Raw genomic sequence first — 24,114 nt, 5'->3', positions numbered from 1 at the left:
TGTCAGGTCAGCCGCCGGTCTTTGATTTCGACTTATTGCCACCGACCGTGTAGATGGCCGCAGCTACCACCACGACGATCCCTTCGATCAATCCCTGCCAGTTCGCGCCGAGGTTCAGCATGTTGAAGCCGTTGGTCAGCGAGAAGAGGAGGAGAGCGCCAGCAAGCGTCTTGATCACGCTGCCTGCACCGCCGAACAAGGAAGTGCCACCGAGAATGGCCGCGGCGATGACCGTCAGCTCCGCGCCCGAAAGTCCCGCAGGGTTGATCGAACGAAGGCGGCTTGCAAACAGGATGCCTGCGAAGCCGGCCGTCCCGCTGCAAAAGACGAATGCCATGAGCTTGTACAGAAGGACATTGATGCCGGAGAGGCGCGCTGCTTCGGAGTTACCGCCGACAGCATAGAGTCGCCGCCCAACCATCGTGAAGCTGAGGGTGAACCAGACGATCGTCGTGAAGATCGCCAGATAAATGACGGGGTTGCGAAGTGTCAGTTCGCCGCCGGATGCCCAGGCAAGCAGAAGGAAGCCAGCTCCGCCAATCGTCATCCCGACCGCGGACGGGCGCAGCGGCGTCTTACCATTCACTGACTTGATCAAGCCAATGATGCCCAGGGCCAACAGAACGACACCACCGGCCAAGATCAGCCAGAAGCCGTCGTGGCGACCGCCCTCGAAAGCCTTCATCGTTTCGATGACATTCGGCTCGGACGCGGACAATGAACGTCCGTCGGTATAGATGAGGACAAGGCCTCGCACTGCTGTCATCGTGCCGAGCGTGACAATGAACGCATTGATGCCGAGAAACTGGACGATCGAACCGTTGATGAGGCCGATAGCCATCGCGACCGCCATCGCTAAGGCCGCGGCCGGAATAAACCCGATGGCGTCGGCGTTCCCGATTAGGATCACAGCCGCCAGTGCGGCGACCGATGCAACCGAGAGGTCGAAATTGCCGCTGATCAGCACCACCGTCATCGCGACTGCCATGATAGCCATGAGCGAAGACTGATAGACCACGTTCGAGAGGTTCAGAACGCTCAGGTAGTTTGCCTGGCCGAGGTAGGTGGTGAGCAGCGTCAGCACCGTGATCAACAAGAGCAAGGCGTAGTAGACACCGCGCTCGCGCAGGCCGAACATGCGACGCCAGTTGGTGGTTGGCGATACAGTCTGCACCTGGGAAACCTCCGGCACCTTCTCGGCTGGACTATGTGTGATCGTGTTCATGATATTTTCTCGCTTTCTCAACGATGCCGGTTAGTGGACGGCAGCTTCAACGGAAGCGGCCTGCCCGCCGGCAAGCAGAAGCAATTCGTGTTCAGATGTTTTATGGGTGTCGCGTACTGCTACGCATTGGCCGTCCCTCAGCACGATGATGCGGTCCGACACTGCCAGAAGTTCCTCGAACTCGGACGAGACGATGATGACGGATTGACCTTGGCTTGCCAATTTGCGGACGAGCCGCAGAATGTCCGTCTTTGCTCCGATGTCGATACCGGCCGTAGGCTCGTCGAGCAGGAACAGTTTCACATCACTGAAAAGCCACTTGGCGATCGTCACCTTCTGTGCGTTGCCGCCGCTGAGTTCCTTGACCAGAATATCCGGGGAACTTGCTTTGATCGAAAGCATGCGGATAGCTTCCCAACCGCGCTCGCGCTCACGATCCTCGATCGGCATTGAGTTCATCACGGAGACGCCGCCGAGCGCGGGCAGGGTGGTGTTGCGCCAAATCTCGAAATCCGGCACGAGGCCTTGGGCCATGCGGTCTTCAGGGACCATGCCCATACCGGCTTTCACGGCCGCACCAGTGTTTCTCGGGACAGTCTCCCCGTCCAAGAGCACAGTTCCCGTCGCTTCGTGATCGGACCCGTAGATTGCGTGCAGAAGCTCACTTCGACCCGAACCGAGAAGGCCGGCAACGCCGATGACCTCGCCACGGGCGACGTCGAGCGAAATCGGGCCAAACCGCCCCTTGGAGGCAAGGTTCTGCAGTTGCAGGCGAGCCTTGCCTGTTGTTGGCTCCCGCCCCTGGGCTTGGCGCTCGAGTGCTACGATCTGTTTGCCAACGATCGCTTCGGCGATGCGGTCTTCGTCCAGATCGGCTGTATTGGCACGGAGCACAGCGGTCCCGTCGCGCAAAACCGTCACTTGGTCGGTGAGGGCCATTACTTCATCAAGGAAGTGGCTGACGAACAGGATCGCCTTGTTCTCGCCTTTCGACAGCCGACGCACGGTCGCGTAAACGAGTTCGCGTTCTTCGGCTGCAAGCGAGGCTGTTGGCTCGTCCATGACAATCAGATCGGCACCCGTGCCAACGGCAGTCATGATCGAGACCATCTGGCGCTCGCCGATGGATAGGTTTCCGACCAGGGCATCGGGATCGAGCCGATAACCGATACGCTGGCACAGTTCTTCGTAGTCGCGGCGGCTACTCGACGCGAGCCGCCATAGCCCCCGGTTCCCGAGATAAATGTTCTCGAGAACCGAAAGAGTGGGGACCAACGGAATGTGCTGGTGGACAGTCGCAACGCCCATGTCGTTGGCAGCCTTGGGGCTATCCCACTTGATGGGCTTGCCGCGCCAGATGATCTCTCCCAGGGTGGCCCAATAAGCGCCCGACAGGATTTTGATCAGCGTGGATTTGCCAGCTCCGTTTGCGCCGAGCAGGCCGTGGACCTTACCCTGCTCGATGTCGAGATCGACACCGCGCAGGGCAAGAGTGCCATTGGGAAATCCCTTAACAACACCACGTAATTGCATGATAGGGTTATCGTGTTGCATAGGACACCTCCCATTCATCAATCGAAAGATCTCACCACTGCTCAGGGCAGGAGTCGATGGTTTCCTTCGTGATCGGCGGCATGTCGTAAGACACGAAGCGACCTTTGGCGGTTTCGGGCTTTGTCGCCGCCTCGTACATGGCATCGAACATCAGCTTGCCGAGGAGTTTGGGCCGCGTGCAGACCGAACCATACATTTCGCCTGCGAGGATCGCGTCATGGCCGAGCTTCGACCCACCGCCCGTGGCGATGAGCTTAGGCTTGGAGTTGGATGCGTCGATTGCGCGGGCGCACCCGATCGCCATGTCGTCGGCGTGGCTGAAGATCAAGTCGATGTCGGGGTGAGCTGTCAGGAAGTTTTGGCAAACCGCCTCACCCTCGTCCGGTGTCCAGTTGGTAGGCTGCTCGGCGACGATTTGGTATTTTGCACCAGCCTTATCCAGGGCAGCTTTGAAGCCATCCGTGTCGAGCTTGACGATCGTATAGGCAGGATCGCCCATAACGATGCCGATTTTAGCCGTCTTGTCCTTAGGCAACAGGCCAGCCGCCATCTCGCCGGCAACAACACCGGATTGATAATTGTCCGTGGCAACAAGGGCCGAAAGACCCGGATAGGGGTCCTGAAGCTTGCGTTTTGCGGAGTCGCCGACTTGGAGTGCAATGGCGACAATCGGCACCTTTGCATCGTTGACCTTGTCTACGAACCCTTCCGCCACGACGGAGTCGAGCGGGAGAAAGCCGATGGCGTCGACCTTTTGAGACAGCAGATCGTCGAGGGAGTTACCCTGCTTTTCGACGCTTCCGCGGGGATCGAGAACGACCGTCTTTACGCCCTTTTCTTTAGCGGCTTCTTCGAAGCCTTTTGCCGTCATGACGTTGTAGGGATACTCAAGACTGGCCGGGACGTACCCGAACGTCAGGTCCTTTGCCATGGCAGAGCCGGCAAAGAGAAGAGCTGTCAGTGCGATAGCCGACGACCGAAAGATCGATCCCGATACGGACTTGGAGTGCGTGCGATATCTGTTCTGTGTAGCGTGCATGGAATCCTCCCAAATGCAGTGTTGCCGTTCGGTCGCCGAGTGCGTTGAGACTGAGCTTCCGGTACCTGTAATTCCGGTATTCTGTGCCTGGTCGCTTGAAACCAAAGTCGCTAGGGACCAAATGATCCGTAGCCTTGAAAGAGCGGCGTTTTCCCCCGGTGTGCCACCTTGCACAGCTGTCCCGTTATCAATTCGGTAACATGCTAGAACCGCTCAAAACAGTGGCGCGGCAGAAGGGGTATAATGCGGAATTATATGCGTTCTGGGTGCCCCAGCCGCAGGCGTAATGATCCCAAAGGGATGCGCTTCTGAAGTGCCGAAACGGTCGCTATCGCGATATAACAAAACACTATAGCCAGCTGAGTGCCCAGCCGGTTTGTGACCCTCCTCCTATTGTGCTGGACATCCAGATTTGTAACCAGCGTGGATAGTTCAGAGAGGGCTTTCGCTTGAGCGTGCCCGATCAGCTCAAAACGGCATGTGGAGGATCCCCGTATGAAAGGTCTGGTATTTCTTGGAGAAGGCAAAATGGAATTCCGGGATTTCCCGGATCCAACGCCTGGCCCAGACGAAGTCGTAGTGCGGATCAAGTCGTCGGGAATGTGCGGAAGCGATTTGAACCATCTCAATGAGCCCAAGCGACGCGAGGATCAGATCGTCATTGAGGGCCACGAGCCCTGTGGGATCATTGAAGAAGTTGGCTCAGCCGTCCGCCCGTGGGAAGCCCGAGTTGGCGATCGCGTGATGGTCTATCACTACGATGGCTGCCGGACCTGCTCGAATTGCCGAACGGGGTGGATGCAGAACTGCGATCATACGCGAATTGCGTTTGGCGGAAACGGCCACGGTGCGCATGCACCTTTCATGAAGGTGCCGGCTCATACGATCATCAAATTGCCCGAGCAACTCTCGTTCAACGCGGGTGCGGCTGTTGGATGTGGCAGCGGTACGGCCTACGCGGCTCTGAAGAGGGTCAACCTGCTCGCGGACGAGACGATTGCCATTTTCGGCCAGGGGCCGGTCGGGCTTAGCTGCACACTCTTCGCGAAGGCTTTCGGGGCTCGCGTTATTGCACTGGACGTAGGCGACGAGCGCCTTCAAATGGCGAAGAAGTTCGGTGCTGACTTCGTCATAAACCCGATGAAGGACGATCCCGTAAAGGCCATCCGTGACCTGACCAGGGGTGGCCTGGGTGCCGACAAGGCGATCGAATGCAGTTCCAATGCTGGTGCGCGCGAGCAAGCCTTGCGAGCCATCAAGCAATGGGGCACCACCTGCCTGGTTGGGGTCCATGGCTCGATGCAATTCGAATGCAACGAACTCATCACCAAGCAGAAGAACCTCGTAGGCTCTCTCACTTTCAACAAGAACCTTCAGGACGAATGCGCTGGATTTGTTGCGGAAAGAGGGATCGATCTGGATTCCCTGTTCACTCACCAGTTCCGGCTGGATGATGCCGTTGAAGCGTACGCTCTCTTCGAGCAACGAAAGATCGGCAAGGGCGTCTTCGTATTTGACTAGCCTGGCACTCGTGGCCGCAGGGCAGCGCTCGTTCGCACAAGCGCCGAAGAGCGCGCCCGCAGTTCCCATCGACATCATGCAACACTGCAACCGACGCCCGAGAGGGCGTCGTTCCATCGTCGCGACTTACCGCGCTCGCTTTAGGGCAGAACCCAAATGAAAATCGGATCTCCAAAGGAGACCCTCGACCGAGAGGCTCGAGTGGCTCTCACACCAGACAGTGCAAAGCAACTTGTGAAACTCGGTCACGAGTGTTTTGTGGAGAGTGGCGCAGGGGCTTCGTCGGGATACACCGACGAAGCCTACCGAGCGGCTGGCGTCGAGGTCGTCGCGGACGGCAAGACGCTTTTTTCGGTCTCTGATGTTGTCGTAAAAGTGCGACCGCCCCAGCCATACGAAATTGACGCCTTGGCTGCTGGAAAGACCCTGATTTCATTCTTTTACCCCGGGCAGAACGGGCCGCTTCTCGAACAGGCAGTCGGGAAGGGCGTCAACGTCATCGCAATGGACATGGTCCCTCGCATATCCCGCGCGCAGAAGATGGATGCATTGTCTTCGATGGCGAATATCGCAGGCTATCGCGCAGTCATCGAAGCCAGCAACAATTTCGGGCGCTTCTTCACTGGGCAGGTCACTGCTGCAGGCAAGGTGCCACCTGCGAAGGTGTTGGTCATTGGTGCCGGCGTGGCCGGACTTGCAGCAATCGGTACCGCGACGTCGCTGGGCGCGATCACTCTGGCTTTCGACGTTCGACCCGAGGTGGCCGAACAGATCGAGTCGATGGGAGCCGAGTTCGTCTACCTAGACTTCGCGGAGCAGCAGGACGGGCCGGCGACCGGCGGATACGCCGCGCCTTCGTCGCCGGAGTTCCGCGAGAAACAGCTAGCAAAGTTCCGCGAGCTAGCGCCCGAGGTGGATATCGTCATCACGACGGCGCTTATCCCAGGTCGGGACGCTCCCAAACTCTGGCTGGCAGACATGGTCGCAGCCATGAAGCCGGGCTCGGTGATCGTCGACCTGGCCGCCGAGCGTGGCGGCAACTGCGACCTTACGCGTCCGGACGAGAAGGTTATCTCGGAGAACGGTGTTGTCGTGATCGGCTACACTGATTTCCCAAGTCGCATGGCAACCCAGGCTTCCTCGCTCTATGCGATGAACATCAGACACATGTTGGCTGATCTGACCCCTGGCAAAGATGGTCGGATCGTCCACAACATGGACGACGATGTGATCCGCGGGGCAACGGTCGCATTCGAGGGAGGGCTTACTTTCCCTCCACCGCCACCTAAGGTCCAGGCTATCGCCGCGCAGAAGCCACGGGAGAAGGCGAAAGAGCCTACTCCCGAGGAGAAACGCGCAACGGAGATTGCTGCCTTTCGTGCACAGACCAAGAGCCAAGGGCTTTTGCTCGCGGTGGGAACGGCCTTTTTGTTGGTCCTTGGCGCATTTGCTCCATCGAGCTTTATGTCACATTTGGTCGTTTTCGCACTGGCCTGCTTTGTGGGCTTCCAGGTCATCTGGAACGTCTCCCACTCGTTGCATACCCCGTTGATGGCCGTAACCAATGCTGTCTCGGGGATCGTTATCCTCGGTGCTCTGCTTCAGATCGGTTCCAGCGATTGGTTGGTGACGATACTCGCGGCGGTCTCCGTACTTATCGCCACCATCAATATCGTCGGGGGCTTCCTGGTGACACGGCGCATGCTCGCCATGTTCCAGCGGTCTTGATCTGAGGGGAAATCATGACAATCGGTGTTGTCTCCGCAGCGTATATCGCCGCGGCTGTTCTATTCATTCTGTCGTTGGGCGGCCTTTCGGGACAGGAAAGTGCGAAACGGGCCGTCTGGTATGGCATTGTTGGAATGGCACTTGCTGCCGTGGCCACCATCCTCGGACCCGGCGTCGGAAACTGGCTCGTAATCGGCGGGATGATCGCCGGCGGCGCTGTACTCGGCTACTTCGTGGCCAGCAGAGTGCAGATGACCGAGATGCCGCAACTGGTTGCCGCGCTCCACTCCTTCGTCGGATTGGCGGCGGTTTTCATCGGCTTCAACGCGCATCTGGAGGCCGCCCGGATTTCGGTCATGGATGAGAGCCTGCGTGCGATGCTCGATGGGTTCGCGGGTATTCTGGCCCACAAAACTGCGGTCGAGCTTTCGATCATGAAGGTTGAGGTCTTTCTCGGTGTGTTCATCGGAGCCGTCACCTTCACCGGATCGGTAGTTGCGTTTGGAAAGCTGGCTGGGAAAGTCGACGGCAAGGCCAAGAAGTTGCCCGGCGGCCATTTCCTCAATGCTGGCGCTGCAATCTTGTCGCTCATACTTCTCTTGGTCTACGTGAACCAGGGAGGCATCTGGCCCCTCGGCGTGATGACCCTTCTCGCCTTCTTCATCGGCTACCATCTCATCATGGGGATCGGCGGCGCGGACATGCCCGTCGTGGTGTCGATGCTCAACAGCTACTCGGGCTGGGCTGCAGCGGCGATCGGGTTCACGCTCGGCAACGATCTGCTCATTGTAACCGGTGCTTTGGTGGGCTCGTCGGGCGCGATCCTGTCTTACATCATGTGCAAGGCGATGAACCGGTCCTTCATTTCCGTCATTCTCGGAGGCTTCGGTTCCGTCAAAGGACCGGCAATGGAGATCATCGGCGAGCAGGTCGCCATCGACGCCGAAGGGGTGGCATCAGCCCTGAACGATGCGGAAACCGTGGTAATTGTTCCTGGCTACGGAATGGCCGTAGCTCAGGCTCAGCAGGCGGTCTCGGAACTGACCCGAAAGCTCCGAGCTGCCGGCAAGACCGTCCGTTTCGCGATCCACCCCGTCGCAGGACGTTTGCCAGGTCATATGAACGTCCTGCTGGCCGAGGCCAAGGTACCCTATGACATCGTTCTCGAGATGGACGAGATCAACGAGGACTTCGCGACAACAGACGTGGTCATTGTCATCGGCTCGAACGACATCGTGAATCCGGCAGCCCTTGAAGACCCGAACTCTCCGATCGCCGGTATGCCTGTCCTTGAAGTCTGGAAAGCCAAGCATGTCTTCGTATCTAAGCGGGGGCAGGGAACCGGCTACTCCGGCATCGAAAATCCGCTGTTCTTCAAGGACAACACGAGGATGTTCTATGGGGATGCCAAGAAGTCGATCGATGGCCTCATCCCCTTGATGGCGTAGAGTGTCGTTCCATCTCAGAGACGAGTCGATTGGATCGAAAGAGCAGGTGCCCGCTTGAAGCCGTATATTGCATGTCTGATGTTGACCTCGCCAGACGGAAGCCTCCATCCGAGTAGGTGGACCAAGTCTCCGGATGGTGACCGTTCAGATTTTTCGAAGGTTTGCGAGAAGGTTCGCGAGGGGCTTCAGTGCCAGGCTTGGATGGTTGGTCGTGTTACGATGGCCGAGATGGCGAAGGGGGTACCTCACGCGCCTGAAGCCCCCTACAACGTCGAGAGACCTTGGCACTTTGCAAACCGTGAGGCCAAGAGCTTTGGCATCGCTATCGATCGATCGGGTGCGGTCCATTACAAGGGGCCCGACCTTTTCGGTGATCACATCGTCGCCCTTCTCGGAGCGGATGTCCCGGACAGCTATCTCGCCGAGCTGGCAGCCGACGGGGTCTCATATGCGGTCGCTGAAAGTTCGGACTTCGATGTTGGCGAGCTGTTGGGTGTCCTGAACCGTGAGCTGGGTATCCAGCGGATCGTCCTTGAGGGCGGCGCTGGCACCAATGGCGCGCTGCTGGCCAGTGGTTTGGTTGATGAACTCAACTTCATTGTTGCACCGGCCCTGGAAGCCCGCTCGGGCACCGACAGCGTGGTGGAGTTCGGCTCAGAAGGTCTGGCCGGCAAAGTAGAATTGTCGCTTCTCGAGTGCCAGCAGTTGGGTCACGGCGCGGTTAACCTCCGGTACGCAGCGAGCAAGCCGTCGATCTGACGAATGATCACTATTTGTGCCTGAGGGCATCGAGCGTGGGTCGAGTGTTTCTTGCTTCGGCGATCGTGATCGTCTTCGCATGTCCGATCGCGCTTTCGCTGAATCAAAAGCCGGTCGCGAAACATTCATGAAGCATTCTCATAACTGCATTCGGAAATGACGGACTAATCCGTTCCAGAAAGATGACTATCTATCTGCCCGAGTACGCGTGATCTGACGCGCTGCACGAACATTTCCAGTCGGCGCTGCCGTGCCGACGGCATCGAGCGAACGGTCCTCCGCACTAAGGCCCGCCGCATTCCATAGCCACACCGATTGAACAGGAGACTATGCCATGTGCGACCTTGACGAGAATACCACCGGCCGAGCGGTAGGAAAGCCCTCCAACAGACTTGCCACAAGCCTTCTTCCTGCAGCGCTGTTCGTTGCGGTAACTGCATTTCCTGCAGCTCTTATCGCCGCCAACTGTGCGCGGGCGGAGCAAATGGAAATCATAGCAAAGACTTCGCGCGAAACCGTACTGGCATCGTCAGATTACCTCGCGGGGGAGATACAGGTTTCATCGCCTGCGCCGGTCGCCCATCAGGAAAGGTATATGTGATGCCGCACATAGTCGTGAAGATGATTTCGGGCCGTACGGAAGCTCAAAAGCAGGCGTTGGTAGAAAAGCTGGCCAATAGCCTGATCTCCGAGCTTGGAAGCGACATCAGTTCGATTTCAGTAGCGATCGAGGACGTCCCGCAAGCTCGGTGGGAAAGTGACGTCTTCATCCCCGAGATCAAAGGGAAAAGGGACACTCTTTACAAGAAGCCCGGTTACGCGTCCGTCGATTAAGCGAGAACGAGCGATCAAGACGGTGACGCTCGTCGCCACCGCCCCGATGCCGGCTTGGCACTAACGCTGAATGTAAACGCTCTTTGTGTAGAGTCCAGGTGGGCCAAGCCGCGCTTGGCTCCATAACCGCTCATCTTCGCGCCTGGGTAAGCCTGAAGAAATCGCGGCGGCCGTGCTATGGCTGTGTTCTCCGGACGCGGGCTTTGCCATTGGGCATGCGATGGTCGTCGATGGCGGTCACACCAGCCGTTAATGGCGAGGAGGGACTGAGCAGAACCTTGGCAGTGCGGGTCGTGCGTCAGCTGGTCCGCACCGCGGCACTGCTCTTGGCAGGGCGTCAGAACTGACTTTTGAAAGATTGCGATACGCTGAACGGCGGGAAGTTTGGTTTTTCGAGAGTGCTTTGCATCAGACTGAAATACTGTGCCCACGCAAATTTGTCCGTGAATTCCTGCGGTCGCTCAAATGTATAGAGTTGCAATCCATCGACCATGCGGGTGGGTCGGTAGCCTGCCCGCGCGATCGGGTCGATATACAGTCGGATGGCATACCGGATGTTGTTCAGAAATTCGGCGATGTTGCTGGCGTGATAGGCCAACAAATGAGTGTGAAACCAGTCCCAACAGTCTGGCAGTGCGAGGTAGGCGTCGCTTTCATCGATAGTGACCCCGTTCTCCGCTAGGATCGTGCGTAATTTATTTGCCTGACCGCCCAGACGTAGGAAGTTGTGTTTGCCTATGTCTCCGCTCATGCGGATAAAATCGATCCGTTTGATGCGAAGATCCACCTCTACGTCGATATTCCCTAGCCAGACGCCGTCAACGGTTGCGTATGATTCAAGCCACTCGCTGAAATCATCTACGATACAAGCCATTTGATGGATATCTCTACCAAGCAAGGGCTTTTCACAAACGCGGCGCAGGTAGTAGAGCGTGGTGTGATCGGTGGTCCTGGGTCCGTTTTCCGGCTTTGGCAAACCGAATGGAAGTCCTCCCTTTCCCTTACCTGTAACCGGGGACAGAAAGTCCCTCAGAAGGGTGCCGAACTGCCGCAGCGTCTGCGACGTCTGCGGAAGAAGGTTTGTGTTCTGCCGGTTTTCGCCCAGTGGGCAAAAAATTGCATGGTTGACCATATCGTCCACCATGCCGATTACGGCATTCAGAACGATGGCTTCCTGCTCGATCTCAGATAAAGCCACGCTCCTATGCCACTTCGCGCTTGAGGAGCCTGATTACCTCGTCGACACTAAGTTCGCGGCCGATAAGGCCCGCGCGAATGTTGTCGAATAGGGCGGCCATCTTGCCGTAGCGCACCACAGTCGGGGAGTGGGAGTTCATCGACCGGCCTTTGAAGGCCTCGAAACGGTTCAGTTTCTGCACGAGGAACTGCGCAATGCCCATATATTCCCCTTCGTTGTTGCCATCGAACCCTGCGAATTTGGGGTTCTCTGCCCAAGAGCCGACCTCGTCAACAAGGCGCTTCTTCTCGGCAGCTCCGAAGTTTTTGCACGCTCGCTCTATGAAGTTCCACATGTCCATCACATCCACGACAAGGCTTACCCGTTTTGGGTCGTCGACATGATTGTGAAGGATGCCAGTCATCTCCCAGTCGAGCGCCCAGAAATGACCGCCGTAGATCGCCTGCTCGATAAGGTCGACATCTTTTGTGTCGAATTCGTTGTTTTTCCTATCCTTCCTCACGCTGAGCTGTTCGCGCCGAATTTGAGCTAGCATCCACATCATGAGCTTTTCCGGGTTTGTCGGTCGAAAATCCCGTTGAGATTTAGCGGTGAGCCCTCCTTCCACGAGGCGGCGGATAGCCTCTGAGCGCGAGGGTAGGTCATCCTGCTCACCGCGCCAAAAATCCACTTGTTCGATCAAATCGGCATCAAGTCGCAATTCCACGCGTTCTGTTTTCGGCACCATGGTTCTCTCCTGTGTGGTCCGGTGTATTGTCGTATTGTACGGCGAATGTACGGCGATTGCAACTTGTTCACGGTGCGGCCTCTTTGCGATAAGGTCGAGAACCGCATTGGGGGCACATCCGCGAATGACTTCAGGCCTGATCGACGTCTGGAACCTTGGGACTTTCGACGGTGCGCTTATGCGCGAGCTGGAAGCGAAGCGTGACTTGCTTTGCAATTATGAGCGTACCGGCAAGAAAAATTACCGCGAACAGCAGGCAGCTAAGGGCTGGGTTCCGCTCAAAGAGAACCCCTACGCGGATGAGCGCCAACATATCCTTGAGCAAATCGTTATGCCGGCGATGGAACAGCGCACCATTCGAGCATGGCATTACACGCGCCTGACAGAGGACGAGGCTAACCTCCTCCAATCCGGTGGAATCTATATTTCGAATTTGGCCGCCATCCGTAAAAGGCTGGACACCCAGGTGGTCGCAGGCGTCATTCCGGTCGAAAGCGCAGACGCGCTACATGAGGCAAGCCCATTCCATCACCAGACCGACTCCCGCTCTGGCAAGTTCTGGATGACCTCCCACCCTTTTCCTCCTGACGACTCTGGCGTGGAACTGCTGTTGGGTCACTGGGGCGGGGAGGGCGTCTACTTCTGGCTTAAAGATGACAGGCTGATTGAGTTGGTAAAGCTCATCGGTCGATCCCGCGTCATTGAGGTCGCCGTTCCATTGCACCTCACAACTAGCGCCTACTCAGCGGCCAAGGCTGTGATCGCGACTTTTGTTTTGGCGCACGGCTGCGAGCCGGAATGGTCAGCCTTTGACCTGTACACAACATCCGCGCTGGGTGCCGACGCTGTGCTCAACGTCCGGACGGAGGGAGACTCCGAGTTCTCGGCGCTTGCGCGCGGCTATCCGGCGCAATTCATTGACCGAGAATCATAGAGATGCCAGCGCCTCACCCTCGAGGAGTGAGGCGCTATGGTACAATCCCGGCGCAACAGCGCCTCGCGTAAGGCCCATTCTGAAATCTCCTTTTGTTCTATGGTGTGGGGAGGAGCGGTGTTCTCACTCCTCGAGGGCCTCGTCTTTCTTTCGGCGGATCGACGGCAGGAGCATCGCTCCGAGTGCAAGAGCCGCGATAGTCAGGAGAACGGCGCTTACGGGTCTTTCGACGAATACCAGGGCGTTGCCACGCGAGACCACCATTGCCCTTCTCAGGTATTCCTCGAGCATGGGACCCAACACGAAGCCGATCAGCAACGGTGCGGGTTCAAGCGCGAGCTTGAAGAACAGGTACCCCAGGAAGCCGAAGAGGACAGTCTCAAAGACGTTGAAGGCAGAGTAGTTCACCGAATAGACGCCGATGGCGCAGAAGACCAAGATCGCCGGGTACAGGTACTTGTAGGGAAGCCTCAGGAGAGACACCCACATCCCGATCAAGGGCAGGTTGATCACGAGAAGCATCAAGTTCCCGATCCACATGCTGGCGATGAGGCCCCAGAACAGCGCCGGCTGGGCTTGCATCACTCCAGGGCCTGGTTGAATGCCGTGGATCATAAGGCCGCCGATCATCAGGGCCATGACCGCATTCGCGGGGATGCCAAGAGTGAGCATCGGAATGAAGGAGGTCTGCGAGGCAGCGTTGTTCGCGCTTTCAGGACCTGCGACGCCCTCGATCGCACCAGTCCCGAACTCGTGGCGGTGCTTGGAGACCTTCCTTTCCAGCATGTAGGAAGCGAACGTAGAAAGGGCCAAGCCGCCACCCGGGAGAATGCCGAGGATCGAACCTACGGCCGTGCCGCGCAGCACGGACGGCGTAGCTCGCTTCCATTCCTCCTTGGTGAGCATGAGGCTGCCAACCTTGGCGACCGTCCCACTGCGATTTTCCGGGTTTTCCAGATTGCGGATGATCTCGGCAACGCCGAAAATTCCCATCGCGACAGCCACGAAGTCGATGCCCTCGAACAACTCGAAGAAACCGAAAGAGAATCTGACCTGGCCGCTCTGAACGTCGGTTCCGACCAGACCTAAAGCGACACCGAGGACAAGCATGGCAATCGACTTGAAGATGCTGCCCTGCGCGAGAACCGTCGCAATGATGAGCCCGAGGAGGATCAGCGAAAAATACTCTGCGGGACCGAATGACAAAGCGAGGTTGGTCAAGAGAGGTCCGGATGCTGCAACCACAACAGTTGCGACCGTTCCGGCGAAAAACGACCCGATGGCTGCGGCGGCCAGCGCAGCGCCTGCGCGACCCCGTTTAGCCATCTTGTGGCCTTCGAGGGTCGTGACGACGGCCGTTACCTCGCCGGGAAGGTTGAGAAGAATTGCGGACGTCGACCCACCGTACTGAGCGCCGTAGTAGATACCGGAGAGCATGATAAGCGCCGTTACCGGGTCCAACGCGAAGGTCAGCGGAAGAAGCAGTGCAATGGTTGCTAGTGGTCCAATTCCGGGAAGGACCCCAATCGCCGTGCCGATCATACATCCGATGAAGGCAAAGCCGAGATTGTGGAAGGTCATTGCGACCGAAAGGCCGAGCGTAAGGTTCTCGATCATAGCTGTCTCACTCAGAATTCGTTGAATGCAGGAGGGAGGAACGAGACGTTCAGGCCAAGTCCGAGCGTGAACACCGCCCAACAGATCGCAACGAGTGCGACTGTCAAACCGATGATCCCGCGGATAGTCTGTTCTCGATCAGCCAGGCCGCTCACCACAACAACAACGGCCACTGAAACCGCCATTCCAACGCGTTCGATCAAGACGCCGAAGGCGGCCATCGCTCCAAGGATGAGGACCATTTCTCTCCATGCCCAGTTCTCGAGCGGATCGTGGTCACCCCTTATTCCGACGATCACGACGGCCGCACCGAGTAGCCCGAGCAAGCCAAAAACGAGCATCGGCATGTAGCCTGAGCCCATCTGCGCGGCGGAGCCGACTTCGTACTCTTGATTGAAGTAGAGACCCAGCAGCGCGATAGCGACGAGGAAGACGCCCGCCGATACGTCCTTGGCTCCATAGGGTCGACGCTGCGGCGGTGCGGATTGATCATTTTGCATTGAGTGTTCCCCCGATTTTTATGGTTGTCAGTGGAAGGATCGGCCGCCGTCGACGGCGAGTGCCGCGCCGGTAACGTATGAGGAGTCAGTCGAGGTCAGGAAGAGGAGCGCCTGAGCGATTTCCTGTGGTGCAGCGAGGCGCTTGAGCGCGTAGTTCCCGACGTTAGCGCGGTATCCGTCCGCCATCGGCGTATCCACCATTCCCGGAGCGACACTGTTGACCCGGATTTTCGGCGCAAGTTCCGCGGCGAGGGCGCGTGTCAGGTTGACGACCCCGCCCTTTGAAGCCGCATAGGCGGAATGGCCCGGAGCATTGGGCAGGAGGCCTTGTGCGGAAGCGATGTTCACGACTGTCGAATGATCGTGCAACTGCAGAAAGGGAATGCAACTGCGGGTGACGATGTAGGTGCCCGTCAAATTGACTTCGATGATCCGCCGCCAATCGTCGGCAGGCACTTCGGTCGCAAGGCCCTTGGACATGATCCCGGCCGCATTGATCAATCCGTCGACGCCGTCCATCTCGGACGCCGCTTTTTCAACTGCTTTGGCGACTTCGGCCTCGTTGGTGATATCAACGCTGCAAAACCCAGCTGGGATCTCGTCGGCGACTTTGCGGAGGGCCTCCGTGTTCCTGTCGAACAGTGTCACCTTGGCACCCTCCGCCACAAACAGGGTGGCGGTGGTTCGGCCGATACCGGAGGCGGCTCCTGTGACGATGATCTTACGGCCGGCCAATCGCGCGGAATGTCCGTTGCTCTGAACCGGAGTTGAAAAGGGTGATGCACTCATCGCTATTCACTTTCTTGTATCGGATTATCTCGGGTGTGGCCCGCGCGTGCGGGGACGCATCTGTCACCTCATGATGAAGGGATTGGTCGGGCCTTCACTCGCGGTTGAAAGGAAAACGCTCTTGGTCTCGAGATACTCGTTGATCGCCTCGATACCGCTTTCGCGACCGAGGCCGGACTTTTTCATTCCACCGAACGGCATCATGAAACTGTAGGCCCGGTAGGTGTTCACCCAGACGGTGCCAACCTTGAGCGCCTTGGTCATGCGCATCGCGCGACCGATATTTTGCGTCCAAACACCAGCCACGAGACCGTATGCGATATCGTTGCCGATCCGGGTGGCGTCTTCTTCGGTATCGAACTCGATGATGGACAGGATCGGGCCAAATACTTCTTCCTGAGCGATCCTCATGTCGTTTGTGACATCGGCGAAGATCGTCGGTTCGACGAACTGACCGGCGCTGAGACCTTCGCCCGTGGCCCTGTTGCCGCCGAGGATGCAGCGCGCTCCGTCATTTCGCGCAACCTCGATGTAATCCAGGACTTTCTGGAATTGCGGAGGCGTCGAGATCGGGCCGACATTCGTATTCGGATCCATCGGATCGCCCATGCGAATGTATTTGGCGAGATCAACTAGCTTTGCGGTGAAGGCGTCCTTGATCGACCTCTGCACCAAAAGGCGGGATCCCGCTGTGCACATCTGTCCAGCCGCGCCAAATATCCCGGAGACGACACCCGCAGCAGCAAGGTCGAGATCGGCGTCTTCGAATACGATATTGGGCGACTTTCCGCCCAGTTCCAGCGAGACCCGCTTCATGTGCTTGGCGGCGGTCTCGTAGATTTTGGCTCCGGTTAGATCCGAGCCTGTGAACGTGATCTTCGCGACGTCCGGATGTTCAACAAGCGCAGCGCCGGCATCATTTCCATAGCCAGTGACAACGTTGAAAGCCCCGTCCGGCATCCCGGCTTCCTTGACCAGCGCCGCAAGCTCAAGCGTGCTGGCCGAAGCGAACTCTGATGGCTTCACAACGACCGTGCAGCCCGCCGCGAGAGCCGGCGCGCATTTGACGGTCGCGAACCAGATCGGGGAGTTCCAAGCGGTGAGAGCCGCAACCACGCCGATGGGCTCGCGCATCGTGAATGCCATGGTGTCCGGCTTTTCGACAGGCACCCATGCGCCTTCAATTTTATCAGCCAGACCAGCATAGTAGTACCAGCATTCCGCGACGCCGTTCAGCTGGCCTCGTACCTCCGCGAGGAGTTTGCCGTTATCCCTTGCTTCGATCTCGGCGATGCGCTCGGCATCCCGCGCTACGAGATCGCCGATTTTCCGCAGTATCCTGCCGCGCGCGGTCGCGGTCAGCTTTGACCAAGGGCCGATTTCGAGCGCATCGCGGGCGGCCTTTACAGCACGATCGACGTCACGGCGAGTGGCCCGCGCCAGTTCGGCCCATGGCTTGCCGTGATAGGGATCGAGACTCTCGATACGCTCCCCGTGTTCTCCGTCGGTGAATTGCCCGCCCATGAAAAGTTGGTAGTTGCGCATCGTTACTCCTGTGAATTCATATTTCAGCGCAGGTGGCCGCGTTTCGCCGATGGGTACCCGCAGCGAAAACGGGCCCGTCGGCGACTGCACAGCGGTCCGCGACCGTCTGCCATTTGTATGCTGGTGGCTGCTGCCGCCGGCTCAGTTGTTCAGTCGAATGTTGTTCTCGGTTATGACCTTGCGGAACTTGTCCTGCTCGCCTTTGAGAAACACCGTGAGTTCATCGCCGGTCTTGATGTCGGTTTGAAACGACAACGGCGTGAAGCGCTCCTGGAACTTGGGGTCCTTGACCCCTTTGATGATCGCGGCGGAGAACTTCGTCACCACCTCGTCAGGCACACCCTTGGGTGCCGCATAGCTGTACCAGACGCGTGAATTGATCTGCGGGTAGCCGATCTCCGCCGTGGTCGGAACATCGGGCAGGTTGGTTGTCCGGGCCGGCGACGTGACAGCAAGAACACGGACGTTCGGGTCCTCCTTGAGCAAAGCTGCTTCGCGCGCCGACGCGAAGATCATCTGGGTGAAGCCGCCGGCGAGAGCTTGGATGCCTTCCGGGTTATTCTTGTAGGAAACATGGACGCCCTTGCCCTGAGCTTCCTTGAGGAACATTGTCGCGGTCAGGTGGCCCATCGTTCCGACGCCGCCACTTGCGAATGTGACGCCATCCGGTGACTTAGCCACCGCCATCAGGTCATCAAGGCTCGTAATTCCCGCCTTGGCGGAGACGATCAGCGCCAATGGGTAGCCGCCGATTTCGACAATCGGAACAAAGTCATCCAAGCCGTACTGAAGGTTGTCTCTGAGCACAGTTTGAACCAAACCGGCCGTGATTAGGCAGAGAATGTTGTAGCCGTCGGGCTTGGCTCCGGCGACGGCGTTTCCGGCAACTGTCGTCGATCCGCCTGCACGATTTTCGATGACGACGGGTTGTCCAAGTTCCTCGCTAGCTGTCTGCGCTAGGAACCGGCTGAGCGTGTCGTCATCGCCGCCAGGCGCGTTACCGACGTTGATGGTAATCGGTCGCGCCGGCCACTCGGCGGCGCGAGCATCCGACACCCGCGCCAGCAGTCCGGCCGAAATCGCCGCTGTCGTTCCAATCAAAACGTTTCTTCTCGAAATCATGTGAATCTCCCCCTGAGATGTCCATTTGAATCGCTTCCAGCTGCCGCTGACCTCCCGTCAGACAACAGCACCTACCGCCAAAAAATGGCCCGCGGCGACGCGTATTAATCGAACCCGACAATCTCAGTCTGTAAAGGCGAAAGCCGCGGGAAGGGCTCGGAGTTATAATCCAGCGTTATATGTGAGTGCGCTCAAGAGATGGCCCGAAGTGCCAGCCTGCATGGCTTCCAGGCTCTTTGGCGAGCCTCATTTTTTGGCTGGCGCAGGTGGTGTTTTGGCGCTTATCGTTGCTGGATGAAATGGCGTCGCGACCAATCGTGGTTGAATCGGCCAGTCACGTGAAGATGGAGTGACAGTTGACGGACATGTCCGCCGAAGATGAAAAATACCGAGCGCCGGCGCTCACCAAGGGCCTCGATATCTTGGAGTTACTGGCGTCTGCCAATGATGGGCTCTCGCAGGTCGAGATCGGGAAGATGCTGGGGCGGACAACGTCGGAGATATTCCGTATGCTGGTCGTGCTCATGCAGCGCGGCTATGTGGAACTGAGCGGGGACGACCGCTACCAGTTGACGACCAAGCTGTTTGAAGTCGCACACCGCCATCCTCCTGTTCGCCGGTTGACAGCCATCGCGGGTGAGGCAATGCAGAGGCTGGCAAACCGGATCAATCAATCAATCCACCTGTGTATTCTGCAGGGCGGACGCCTCTTGGTCATCGCGCAGGTCGATTGCCCGGACAACAACCTCAATTCCGTCCGGCTAGGTGCGCAGATACCGATTTTCGATTCGGCATCGGGACGTGTGCTGGCGGCGTTCATGGATGATGCCGCCCTTGAGCATCTTCTGACACTCGCGGGACCCGAGCCGAAAGACCGTCGTGAGAAGTTCCTCGCAGACCTTCCCGGCGTTCGCGCCGCAGGGTATTGCGAGGGCCCCTCGCTCACACTAGCTGGCGTCACAAATCTTTCCGCCCCGGTTTTCGACTACACCGGAAAGGCGGTCGCGGCAGTTACCACGCCCTTCATCCATAGGCTTAATAGCCCGCTCAGCGTACCGGTCCCTGAAGCCCGTCACATACTGGTGGAGACATGCAGGGACTTGTCGAAGAGGATGGGTGCAGGGGCGGCTGCGGGCCAATAGAAGCCCGCTATCCAGTTCGAATTTGAGGGCTCGGTTCATCGCCGAGCCCTTTTGTATTTGAAACCCGGTTGCGCAAATAAAATATTGACTGCATCTTCAACATATGAAAGCCTATTTCATATACGAAATTCTACACCAGCCCTATTGGCCGACCGATTGCATTGGAGGAACAGCATGAGACGTTTCGAGGGCAAGGTTGTTTTGGTGACGGGAGCCGGCAGTGGCATCGGTGCGGCCACGGTACGGCGTCTGCATGCCGAGGGCGCTACTGTCATTGCCGTGGATGTCACGGAGGAAGGCGTCTCGAAGATTGTCGCAGAAATCGGCGATAGGACCAGGGTGGAGGGGATTGCCCTCGACGTTTGCGATCACAAGGCTTCGATCGAGACGGTTGCTGACGTTCGCAAGCGACACGGCACTCTGCACGGCCTCGTGAACTGCGCCGGCATCAAGGGCGTCGGAAGTATCGTGGACGTCGAACCTGAGAACTTCGGCCGTGTTCTGGCAGTGAATCTGGAGGGCACGGTCAATTTGTGCCAGGCGTTCGTGCAGGCCGTGAAGGATGACGCTGGCGATCGGGCTATCGTGAATATCTCGTCCGGCGCGGGCGTGATGGGGGTGGCAAACAGGCTTCCCTATGTGGCGTCGAAGTTCGCGGTATCCGGCATCACACGTTCGATGTCGCCCGAACTCGGACCTTTGGGAATCCGCGTAAATGCCGTTGCGCCAGGCATGACAAAAACGCCCTTCACCGAGTACATGCTGCAAGATCCGGCCGCCGTAGAACGCGTGAACGCGAAGCATCCGATCGGGCGAATGGGTGAACCGGAGGAAATCGCAGCCGTCATCGTTTTCCTGCTGACGAAGGATGCGAGCTTCATGACCGGCGCGATCGTCCCGGTCGACGGAGGCCAGACCGCCTGCCTTTGATCGATGATGGACCGACGAGGGAGGATGCGTTGGCCGATATTCGACTTTTAGTGGACTGCAAGAACAATCTCGGCGAGGGCCCTGTCTGGGACGTTCGCGAACAGCGCCTTTACTGGGTCGACAGCACTGCGGGAGAGATATGGTCGTGCAGTGAAGACGGAAACGATGTTCGCACCTTCTATGTCCCGACTTACATCGGCTCCATGGCCCTTCGCGAAAGCGGCGGCGCTGTTCTGGCACTCGCCAGTGGATTTGCCCTGTATGAGTTCGATACCCAGAAGATCGAGATCGTTGGAAATCCGCTGGCTGACCAACCCGACTATCGTTTCAATGATGGAAAGGTCGATCGAAGCGGCAGGTTTTTCGCAGGCTGCATGGGGTACGACTTTGATCCGCTTGATGTGACTATCCCTAGAAAGCCCTCGAGCAACGGATCGCTCTACCGCTTGGATCCGGACCTTCGCATTACTCAGGTGGACTCGGGGTTCATCTGCTTCAATGCGCCGTGCTGGAGCCCGGACAATCAGACATTCTATTGCGGTGACTCCGAGCACAAGGCCATCTGGGCGTACCATTACGATCTCGAAACGGGCGACGTTCGCGACAAGCGTCTCTTCATTTCTGATGCGGGCTACGTCAGCACGGTCGACGGTGCGACCGTCGACTCCGACGGCTTCATCTGGAACGCGAAGGTTCTTGGCGGCCGGATCGTCCGCTACCGGCCGGACGGTGTCATCGACCGCGTAATCGACGTTCCGGTCCGAAACGTGACGAGCATCATGTTTGGTGGTCCCGATCTGGACATTCTTTACTTCACGAGCATGGGACGCCCGATGCGTGGCGTCCCGCAAAAGGAGCCCGGTGCCGGCGGGCTGTTCGCCATTCATGGTCTCGGGGTCACAGGACTTCCCGAGACCCGGTTCGCCGGTTGACCGGCAGTTTGAAATCAAAACGAGGATGACGCCGAAATGACCATCACTGCCGACCTTTCGCAGGAGCTTGCTGAATTCGCAGCCAACACGAAGTTCGCTGATCTACCTCCGGCAGCAATCGAAGCTGCAAAGAAAAGTGTTCTGGACACGATTGGTGTCATGTTGGCTGCGAGTGGCATGGAGCCTGCTGTCAGGCCAATCGTTGAACTGGTACAGGAAACCGGGGGCAAGGGCGAGGCGACTATCCTCGGTTACGGCGATCGAGTTCCTGCAGGTTCCGCAGCCTTCGCCAACGGCGCTCTGGCACATGGTCTGGACTTCGACAGCCAAACGCCATGGGGAGCGCACGCTGATAGCTCGATCGTTCCCACTGTACTTGCTCTTGCCGAACTGCGTGAGGGTGTGACGGGAGAAGAACTGGTTACCGCCGTTGCCATAGGACAGGAGATATTCATTCGCCTACGCTGCAACGTCGGCTGGCATATGGACTGGAACCTCTCGACCGTTGTCGGCTGCTTCTCGGCTACCGCGGCCGGTGGATCGATCTTCCAGCTCGACGCAACGCAGCTAGCAAACGCCTTAGGGATTGCCAGCTTGCAGTCCAGCGGAACCATGGAGCAGATTTTCGGCCTCGGCAGCGATCTGAGGGGCATGTATGCGGGCTTCAGCTCACAAGCCAGCGTGAATGCGGTGAGGCTTGCTGCTCGCGGGATGACGGGCATTCGAAACCTGTTCGAAGGTGAGGCGGGCGTCTTCAAGGTCTATTTCAAGGGTGAGTACGACCGCGAAAAAATGGTCGCAAACCTGGGTAAGGAATTCCTCAGCGGGGGGATGACCTACAAATACTGGCCGGCTGTCGGCAACGCCCACACATATATCCACGCCGCAATCGAGTTGATGAAGGAAACTGACGTCGACCTGGATCAGGTTGCCGAGGTGAAGGTTTACGTCGGGGATTTCCAGCAAAGGATGTGCTCCCCGCTGGAAGAGCGCCGGGTTCCAAACACACTCGTCGATGCGAAGTTCAGCCTTCCTTTTCTCGTAGCCCTTGCGTTGGCGAAAGGTCGGATGGACGTCGGAGACTTCACAAGCGAGGCGTTGAAGGACCCTGCAGTTCTCGCCTTGGCGCGGAAGGTCGTTCCGGTGCCGGACAGTAGCTACAACTGGACTTCGAAACTTCCCGACGGAAAGATCGAGGTGGTCCTCGGCGATGGAACATCCATCTCCCGTTTGGGATCGAAGGTACCAGGCTCGGTCGAATTGCCGATGACTTGGGAAGAACTGTTCCACAAGTTCGGCTCTTGTGCGCGCGCCGCTGTCTCACCGCTGTCGCCCGAAAATATCGCCGACCTTTGTAATTCGATTCAAGCACTCGAAAGCATTCGGGACGTCCGAGATATCGTCGTGGCTATCGCTTCAAACGACGCCGTCGCGCGGAGGAAGTCCGCATAACGCGGGGTGTGTCCGGGGGCAGTCAACGCCCCCGGATGTGGAAACAGCCATGTATCTCATGGGAGGAGAGCAGCATGACATGCTTTGAACTTACGCGACGTCGGTTCCTGATGACCGGAGCCGCGACGGCAGCGACGCTCGCAGCGTCAGCCCCGGCCTGGGCGGCATATCCAGACAAACCAGTCAAATGGATCGTCGGTTACCCGCCCGGTGGGGCGACCGACACCGTCGCTCGCCTCATCGGCCATCCGATGTCGGGCGCGATGGGAAAACCGATAATTGTCGATAATCGCCCCGGTGCGGGCAGTTCCGTCGGGGCGGCGGCGTTGGCAACTGCTCCTGCGGATGGGTACACTGTTGGAAGCGCCGATAACGGGACGCTGATCATCAATCCCGTGGTGTATCCCAAGATTCAGTATGATCCCGACCGCGACTTCCGGCCGGTGGGCATGTACGCTGGGATTAACCTGCTGCTTTGCGTTCCAAGCAACTCGCCGATCAAAACGGCCGCTGAGTATCTTGAGAAGGCCAAGGGCGCGCCGGAATCCATCCTCTACGCCAGCCCGGGTATCGGCACGCCGCTTCATCTCGCTATGGAGCGTCTCGCCCGTGACGCGAATGTCCATCTCAAGCACGTGGCGTACAAGGGCATGGCACCGGCGCTTAACGACGTTCTGGCGGGGATCGTCGACAGTATTGTGATCGATTACACGACAGCCAACTCTCAGATCAAGGATGGCAAAATCCGAGCGATTGCGGTCTTCTCGGAAGAACGCCTCGCGGTTCTGCCGGATGTGCCGACGATGGCGGAACAGGGCGTGCCGGGTTTCTCCGCAGGCGCATGGCACTCGCTGATCGTCCCCAAGGCCACGCCGGACGATGTCGTCGCCATCTTGTCTCAGGCACTTGGCAAGGCTTTGCAGGATTCCATGGTGAAAACCCGGTATGGCGAGCTTGGGCTCGATATGCCGCCGAGCGATCCCGAAAGCATGGCTCGTCGATGGGAGAGCGACAAAGCCACCTGGCAGCCGTTAATCCGCTCCTTGAACATCAAGCTCGATGGCTAGTCGTTGGAATGGGCAGTTTCTAACTTAAAGGGACACAGCCCACGGATCACG

At 58.2% G+C, this 24,114-nt stretch carries 22 protein-coding genes and 1 pseudogene; 13 read left to right on the top strand and 10 right to left on the bottom strand.

Annotation, left to right across the window (positions count from 1 at the left end; translation table 11 throughout):
• Nucleotides 1-7: 7 nt before the first annotated feature.
• Genes ACSQ9D_RS10315 through ACSQ9D_RS10305 form a run of 3 tightly spaced genes read right to left on the bottom strand, consistent with a single transcriptional unit; the run spans nt 8 to nt 3,833 of the window.
• Complete coding sequence (locus ACSQ9D_RS10315; RefSeq protein WP_436282152.1) at nt 8-1,225, bottom strand: ABC transporter permease; 1,218 nt, start codon at nt 1,223-1,225, stop codon at nt 8-10.
• Nucleotides 1,226-1,255: 30 nt separating this feature from the next.
• On the bottom strand, nt 1,256-2,779 hold the full coding sequence (locus ACSQ9D_RS10310) for a sugar ABC transporter ATP-binding protein (RefSeq protein ID WP_436282151.1): 1,524 nt from the start codon (nt 2,777-2,779) through the stop codon (nt 1,256-1,258).
• A 31-nt stretch (nt 2,780-2,810) separates the two neighbouring features.
• Nucleotides 2,811-3,833 (bottom strand): sugar ABC transporter substrate-binding protein, encoded by a 1,023-nt coding sequence (locus ACSQ9D_RS10305; RefSeq protein ID WP_436283811.1) that lies wholly within the window; start codon nt 3,831-3,833, stop codon nt 2,811-2,813.
• 513 nt (nt 3,834-4,346) lie between these two features.
• Here ACSQ9D_RS10305 and ACSQ9D_RS10300 point away from each other — a divergent pair.
• From ACSQ9D_RS10300 to ACSQ9D_RS10270, 7 genes and pseudogenes are all read left to right on the top strand, one after another.
• Nucleotides 4,347-5,339 carry a zinc-dependent alcohol dehydrogenase family protein gene (locus tag ACSQ9D_RS10300; RefSeq protein WP_436282150.1) on the top strand — a complete coding sequence of 331 codons (993 nt, stop codon included), beginning with the start codon at nt 4,347-4,349 and terminating at the stop codon, nt 5,337-5,339.
• Between the two features lie 156 nt (nt 5,340-5,495).
• Entirely contained in the window at nt 5,496-7,067 is a 1,572-nt protein-coding gene (locus ACSQ9D_RS10295) for a Re/Si-specific NAD(P)(+) transhydrogenase subunit alpha (RefSeq protein ID WP_436282149.1), read from the top strand.
• A 14-nt stretch (nt 7,068-7,081) separates the two neighbouring features.
• Nucleotides 7,082-8,515: an NAD(P)(+) transhydrogenase (Re/Si-specific) subunit beta gene (locus ACSQ9D_RS10290; RefSeq protein ID WP_436282148.1), complete on the top strand. Its 1,434-nt coding sequence runs from the start codon at nt 7,082-7,084 to the stop codon at nt 8,513-8,515.
• A 54-nt stretch (nt 8,516-8,569) separates the two neighbouring features.
• Nucleotides 8,570-9,274 (top strand): dihydrofolate reductase family protein, encoded by a 705-nt coding sequence (locus ACSQ9D_RS10285; protein WP_436282147.1) that lies wholly within the window; start codon nt 8,570-8,572, stop codon nt 9,272-9,274.
• 334 nt (nt 9,275-9,608) lie between these two features.
• Nucleotides 9,609-9,875: a hypothetical protein gene (locus tag ACSQ9D_RS10280; RefSeq protein ID WP_436282146.1), complete on the top strand. Its 267-nt coding sequence runs from the start codon at nt 9,609-9,611 to the stop codon at nt 9,873-9,875.
• Entirely contained in the window at nt 9,875-10,108 is a 234-nt protein-coding gene (locus ACSQ9D_RS10275) for a tautomerase family protein (protein WP_436282145.1), read from the top strand. The genes ACSQ9D_RS10280 and ACSQ9D_RS10275 overlap by 1 nt, the downstream gene beginning before the upstream one ends.
• Nucleotides 10,109-10,235: 127 nt before the next feature.
• A pseudogene (locus tag ACSQ9D_RS10270) lies at nt 10,236-10,361 on the top strand (SDR family oxidoreductase); the annotation flags it as partial.
• Between the two features lie 84 nt (nt 10,362-10,445).
• Here the strand turns inward: ACSQ9D_RS10270 and ACSQ9D_RS10265 are convergent.
• Nucleotides 10,446-11,306: a hypothetical protein gene (locus tag ACSQ9D_RS10265; RefSeq protein WP_436282144.1), complete on the bottom strand. Its 861-nt coding sequence runs from the start codon at nt 11,304-11,306 to the stop codon at nt 10,446-10,448.
• Nucleotides 11,307-11,310: 4 nt separating this feature from the next.
• On the bottom strand, nt 11,311-12,033 hold the full coding sequence (locus tag ACSQ9D_RS10260; protein WP_436282143.1) for a YfbU family protein: 723 nt from the start codon (nt 12,031-12,033) through the stop codon (nt 11,311-11,313).
• Nucleotides 12,034-12,157: 124 nt separating this feature from the next.
• Here ACSQ9D_RS10260 and ACSQ9D_RS10255 point away from each other — a divergent pair, with 124 nt between their 5' ends.
• Nucleotides 12,158-12,967, top strand: coding sequence for a hypothetical protein (locus ACSQ9D_RS10255; RefSeq protein WP_436282142.1), 810 nt, complete (start codon nt 12,158-12,160; stop codon nt 12,965-12,967).
• A 123-nt stretch (nt 12,968-13,090) separates the two neighbouring features.
• Here ACSQ9D_RS10255 and ACSQ9D_RS10250 read toward each other — a convergent pair whose 3' ends face one another.
• The 5 genes from ACSQ9D_RS10250 to ACSQ9D_RS10230 all read right to left on the bottom strand — a co-directional run bounded on the left by ACSQ9D_RS10250 (nt 13,091) and on the right by ACSQ9D_RS10230 (nt 18,540).
• On the bottom strand, nt 13,091-14,584 hold the full coding sequence (locus tag ACSQ9D_RS10250; protein WP_436282141.1) for a tripartite tricarboxylate transporter permease: 1,494 nt from the start codon (nt 14,582-14,584) through the stop codon (nt 13,091-13,093).
• An 11-nt stretch (nt 14,585-14,595) separates the two neighbouring features.
• Nucleotides 14,596-15,084, bottom strand: a complete 489-nt coding sequence (locus tag ACSQ9D_RS10245) for a tripartite tricarboxylate transporter TctB family protein (RefSeq protein WP_436282140.1) — start codon at nt 15,082-15,084, stop codon at nt 14,596-14,598.
• A gap of 27 nt (nt 15,085-15,111) precedes the next feature.
• Nucleotides 15,112-15,873 carry an SDR family NAD(P)-dependent oxidoreductase gene (locus tag ACSQ9D_RS10240; protein WP_436282139.1) on the bottom strand — a complete coding sequence of 254 codons (762 nt, stop codon included), beginning with the start codon at nt 15,871-15,873 and terminating at the stop codon, nt 15,112-15,114.
• A 63-nt stretch (nt 15,874-15,936) separates the two neighbouring features.
• Nucleotides 15,937-17,418: an aldehyde dehydrogenase gene (locus tag ACSQ9D_RS10235; RefSeq protein ID WP_436282138.1), complete on the bottom strand. Its 1,482-nt coding sequence runs from the start codon at nt 17,416-17,418 to the stop codon at nt 15,937-15,939.
• A 141-nt stretch (nt 17,419-17,559) separates the two neighbouring features.
• Nucleotides 17,560-18,540: a Bug family tripartite tricarboxylate transporter substrate binding protein gene (locus tag ACSQ9D_RS10230; RefSeq protein WP_436282137.1), complete on the bottom strand. Its 981-nt coding sequence runs from the start codon at nt 18,538-18,540 to the stop codon at nt 17,560-17,562.
• A gap of 365 nt (nt 18,541-18,905) precedes the next feature.
• On the opposite strand from ACSQ9D_RS10230, the gene ACSQ9D_RS10225 reads away from it, so the two are divergent.
• The 5 genes from ACSQ9D_RS10225 to ACSQ9D_RS10205 all read left to right on the top strand — a co-directional run bounded on the left by ACSQ9D_RS10225 (nt 18,906) and on the right by ACSQ9D_RS10205 (nt 24,063).
• Entirely contained in the window at nt 18,906-19,682 is a 777-nt protein-coding gene (locus ACSQ9D_RS10225) for an IclR family transcriptional regulator (RefSeq protein WP_436283810.1), read from the top strand.
• Between the two features lie 174 nt (nt 19,683-19,856).
• A complete protein-coding gene (locus tag ACSQ9D_RS10220; RefSeq protein WP_436282136.1) occupies nt 19,857-20,612 on the top strand; it encodes an SDR family NAD(P)-dependent oxidoreductase in 756 nt (251 codons plus the stop codon).
• A 29-nt stretch (nt 20,613-20,641) separates the two neighbouring features.
• Nucleotides 20,642-21,544, top strand: coding sequence for an SMP-30/gluconolactonase/LRE family protein (locus tag ACSQ9D_RS10215; protein ID WP_436282135.1), 903 nt, complete (start codon nt 20,642-20,644; stop codon nt 21,542-21,544).
• 36 nt (nt 21,545-21,580) lie between these two features.
• Complete coding sequence (locus ACSQ9D_RS10210) at nt 21,581-22,996, top strand: MmgE/PrpD family protein (protein ID WP_436282134.1); 1,416 nt, start codon at nt 21,581-21,583, stop codon at nt 22,994-22,996.
• Between the two features lie 74 nt (nt 22,997-23,070).
• Nucleotides 23,071-24,063, top strand: coding sequence for a Bug family tripartite tricarboxylate transporter substrate binding protein (locus ACSQ9D_RS10205; protein ID WP_436282133.1), 993 nt, complete (start codon nt 23,071-23,073; stop codon nt 24,061-24,063).
• Nucleotides 24,064-24,114: the final 51 nt, after the last annotated feature.

Origin of the sequence: Rhizobium sp. LjRoot258 (assembly GCF_964254185.1) — a bacterium.
Lineage (GTDB): Bacteria > Pseudomonadota > Alphaproteobacteria > Rhizobiales > Rhizobiaceae > Rhizobium.
This window is presented reverse-complemented; position numbering and strand designations above follow the sequence as displayed.

Bases quoted from the DNA above. Each gene is read 5' to 3' on its own strand.
- ACSQ9D_RS10315 (WP_436282152.1), bottom strand. From the start codon at position 1,225: ATGAACACGATCACACATAGTCCAGCCGAGAAGGTGCCGGAGGTTTCC.
- ACSQ9D_RS10310 (WP_436282151.1), bottom strand. From the start codon at position 2,779: ATGCAACACGATAACCCTATCATGCAATTACGTGGTGTTGTTAAGGGA.
- ACSQ9D_RS10300 (WP_436282150.1), top strand. From the start codon at position 4,347: ATGGAATTCCGGGATTTCCCGGATCCAACGCCTGGCCCAGACGAAGTC.
- ACSQ9D_RS10295 (WP_436282149.1), top strand. From the start codon at position 5,496: ATGAAAATCGGATCTCCAAAGGAGACCCTCGACCGAGAGGCTCGAGTG.
- ACSQ9D_RS10290 (WP_436282148.1), top strand. From the start codon at position 7,082: ATGACAATCGGTGTTGTCTCCGCAGCGTATATCGCCGCGGCTGTTCTA.
- ACSQ9D_RS10280 (WP_436282146.1), top strand. From the start codon at position 9,609: ATGTGCGACCTTGACGAGAATACCACCGGCCGAGCGGTAGGAAAGCCC.
- ACSQ9D_RS10275 (WP_436282145.1), top strand. From the start codon at position 9,875: ATGCCGCACATAGTCGTGAAGATGATTTCGGGCCGTACGGAAGCTCAA.
- ACSQ9D_RS10260 (WP_436282143.1), bottom strand. From the start codon at position 12,033: ATGGTGCCGAAAACAGAACGCGTGGAATTGCGACTTGATGCCGATTTG.
- ACSQ9D_RS10255 (WP_436282142.1), top strand. From the start codon at position 12,158: ATGACTTCAGGCCTGATCGACGTCTGGAACCTTGGGACTTTCGACGGT.
- ACSQ9D_RS10250 (WP_436282141.1), bottom strand. From the start codon at position 14,584: ATGATCGAGAACCTTACGCTCGGCCTTTCGGTCGCAATGACCTTCCAC.
- ACSQ9D_RS10245 (WP_436282140.1), bottom strand. From the start codon at position 15,084: ATGCAAAATGATCAATCCGCACCGCCGCAGCGTCGACCCTATGGAGCC.
- ACSQ9D_RS10240 (WP_436282139.1), bottom strand. From the start codon at position 15,873: ATGAGTGCATCACCCTTTTCAACTCCGGTTCAGAGCAACGGACATTCC.
- ACSQ9D_RS10235 (WP_436282138.1), bottom strand. From the start codon at position 17,418: ATGCGCAACTACCAACTTTTCATGGGCGGGCAATTCACCGACGGAGAA.
- ACSQ9D_RS10230 (WP_436282137.1), bottom strand. From the start codon at position 18,540: ATGATTTCGAGAAGAAACGTTTTGATTGGAACGACAGCGGCGATTTCG.
- ACSQ9D_RS10225 (WP_436283810.1), top strand. From the start codon at position 18,906: ATGTCCGCCGAAGATGAAAAATACCGAGCGCCGGCGCTCACCAAGGGC.
- ACSQ9D_RS10220 (WP_436282136.1), top strand. From the start codon at position 19,857: ATGAGACGTTTCGAGGGCAAGGTTGTTTTGGTGACGGGAGCCGGCAGT.
- ACSQ9D_RS10210 (WP_436282134.1), top strand. From the start codon at position 21,581: ATGACCATCACTGCCGACCTTTCGCAGGAGCTTGCTGAATTCGCAGCC.
- ACSQ9D_RS10205 (WP_436282133.1), top strand. From the start codon at position 23,071: ATGACATGCTTTGAACTTACGCGACGTCGGTTCCTGATGACCGGAGCC.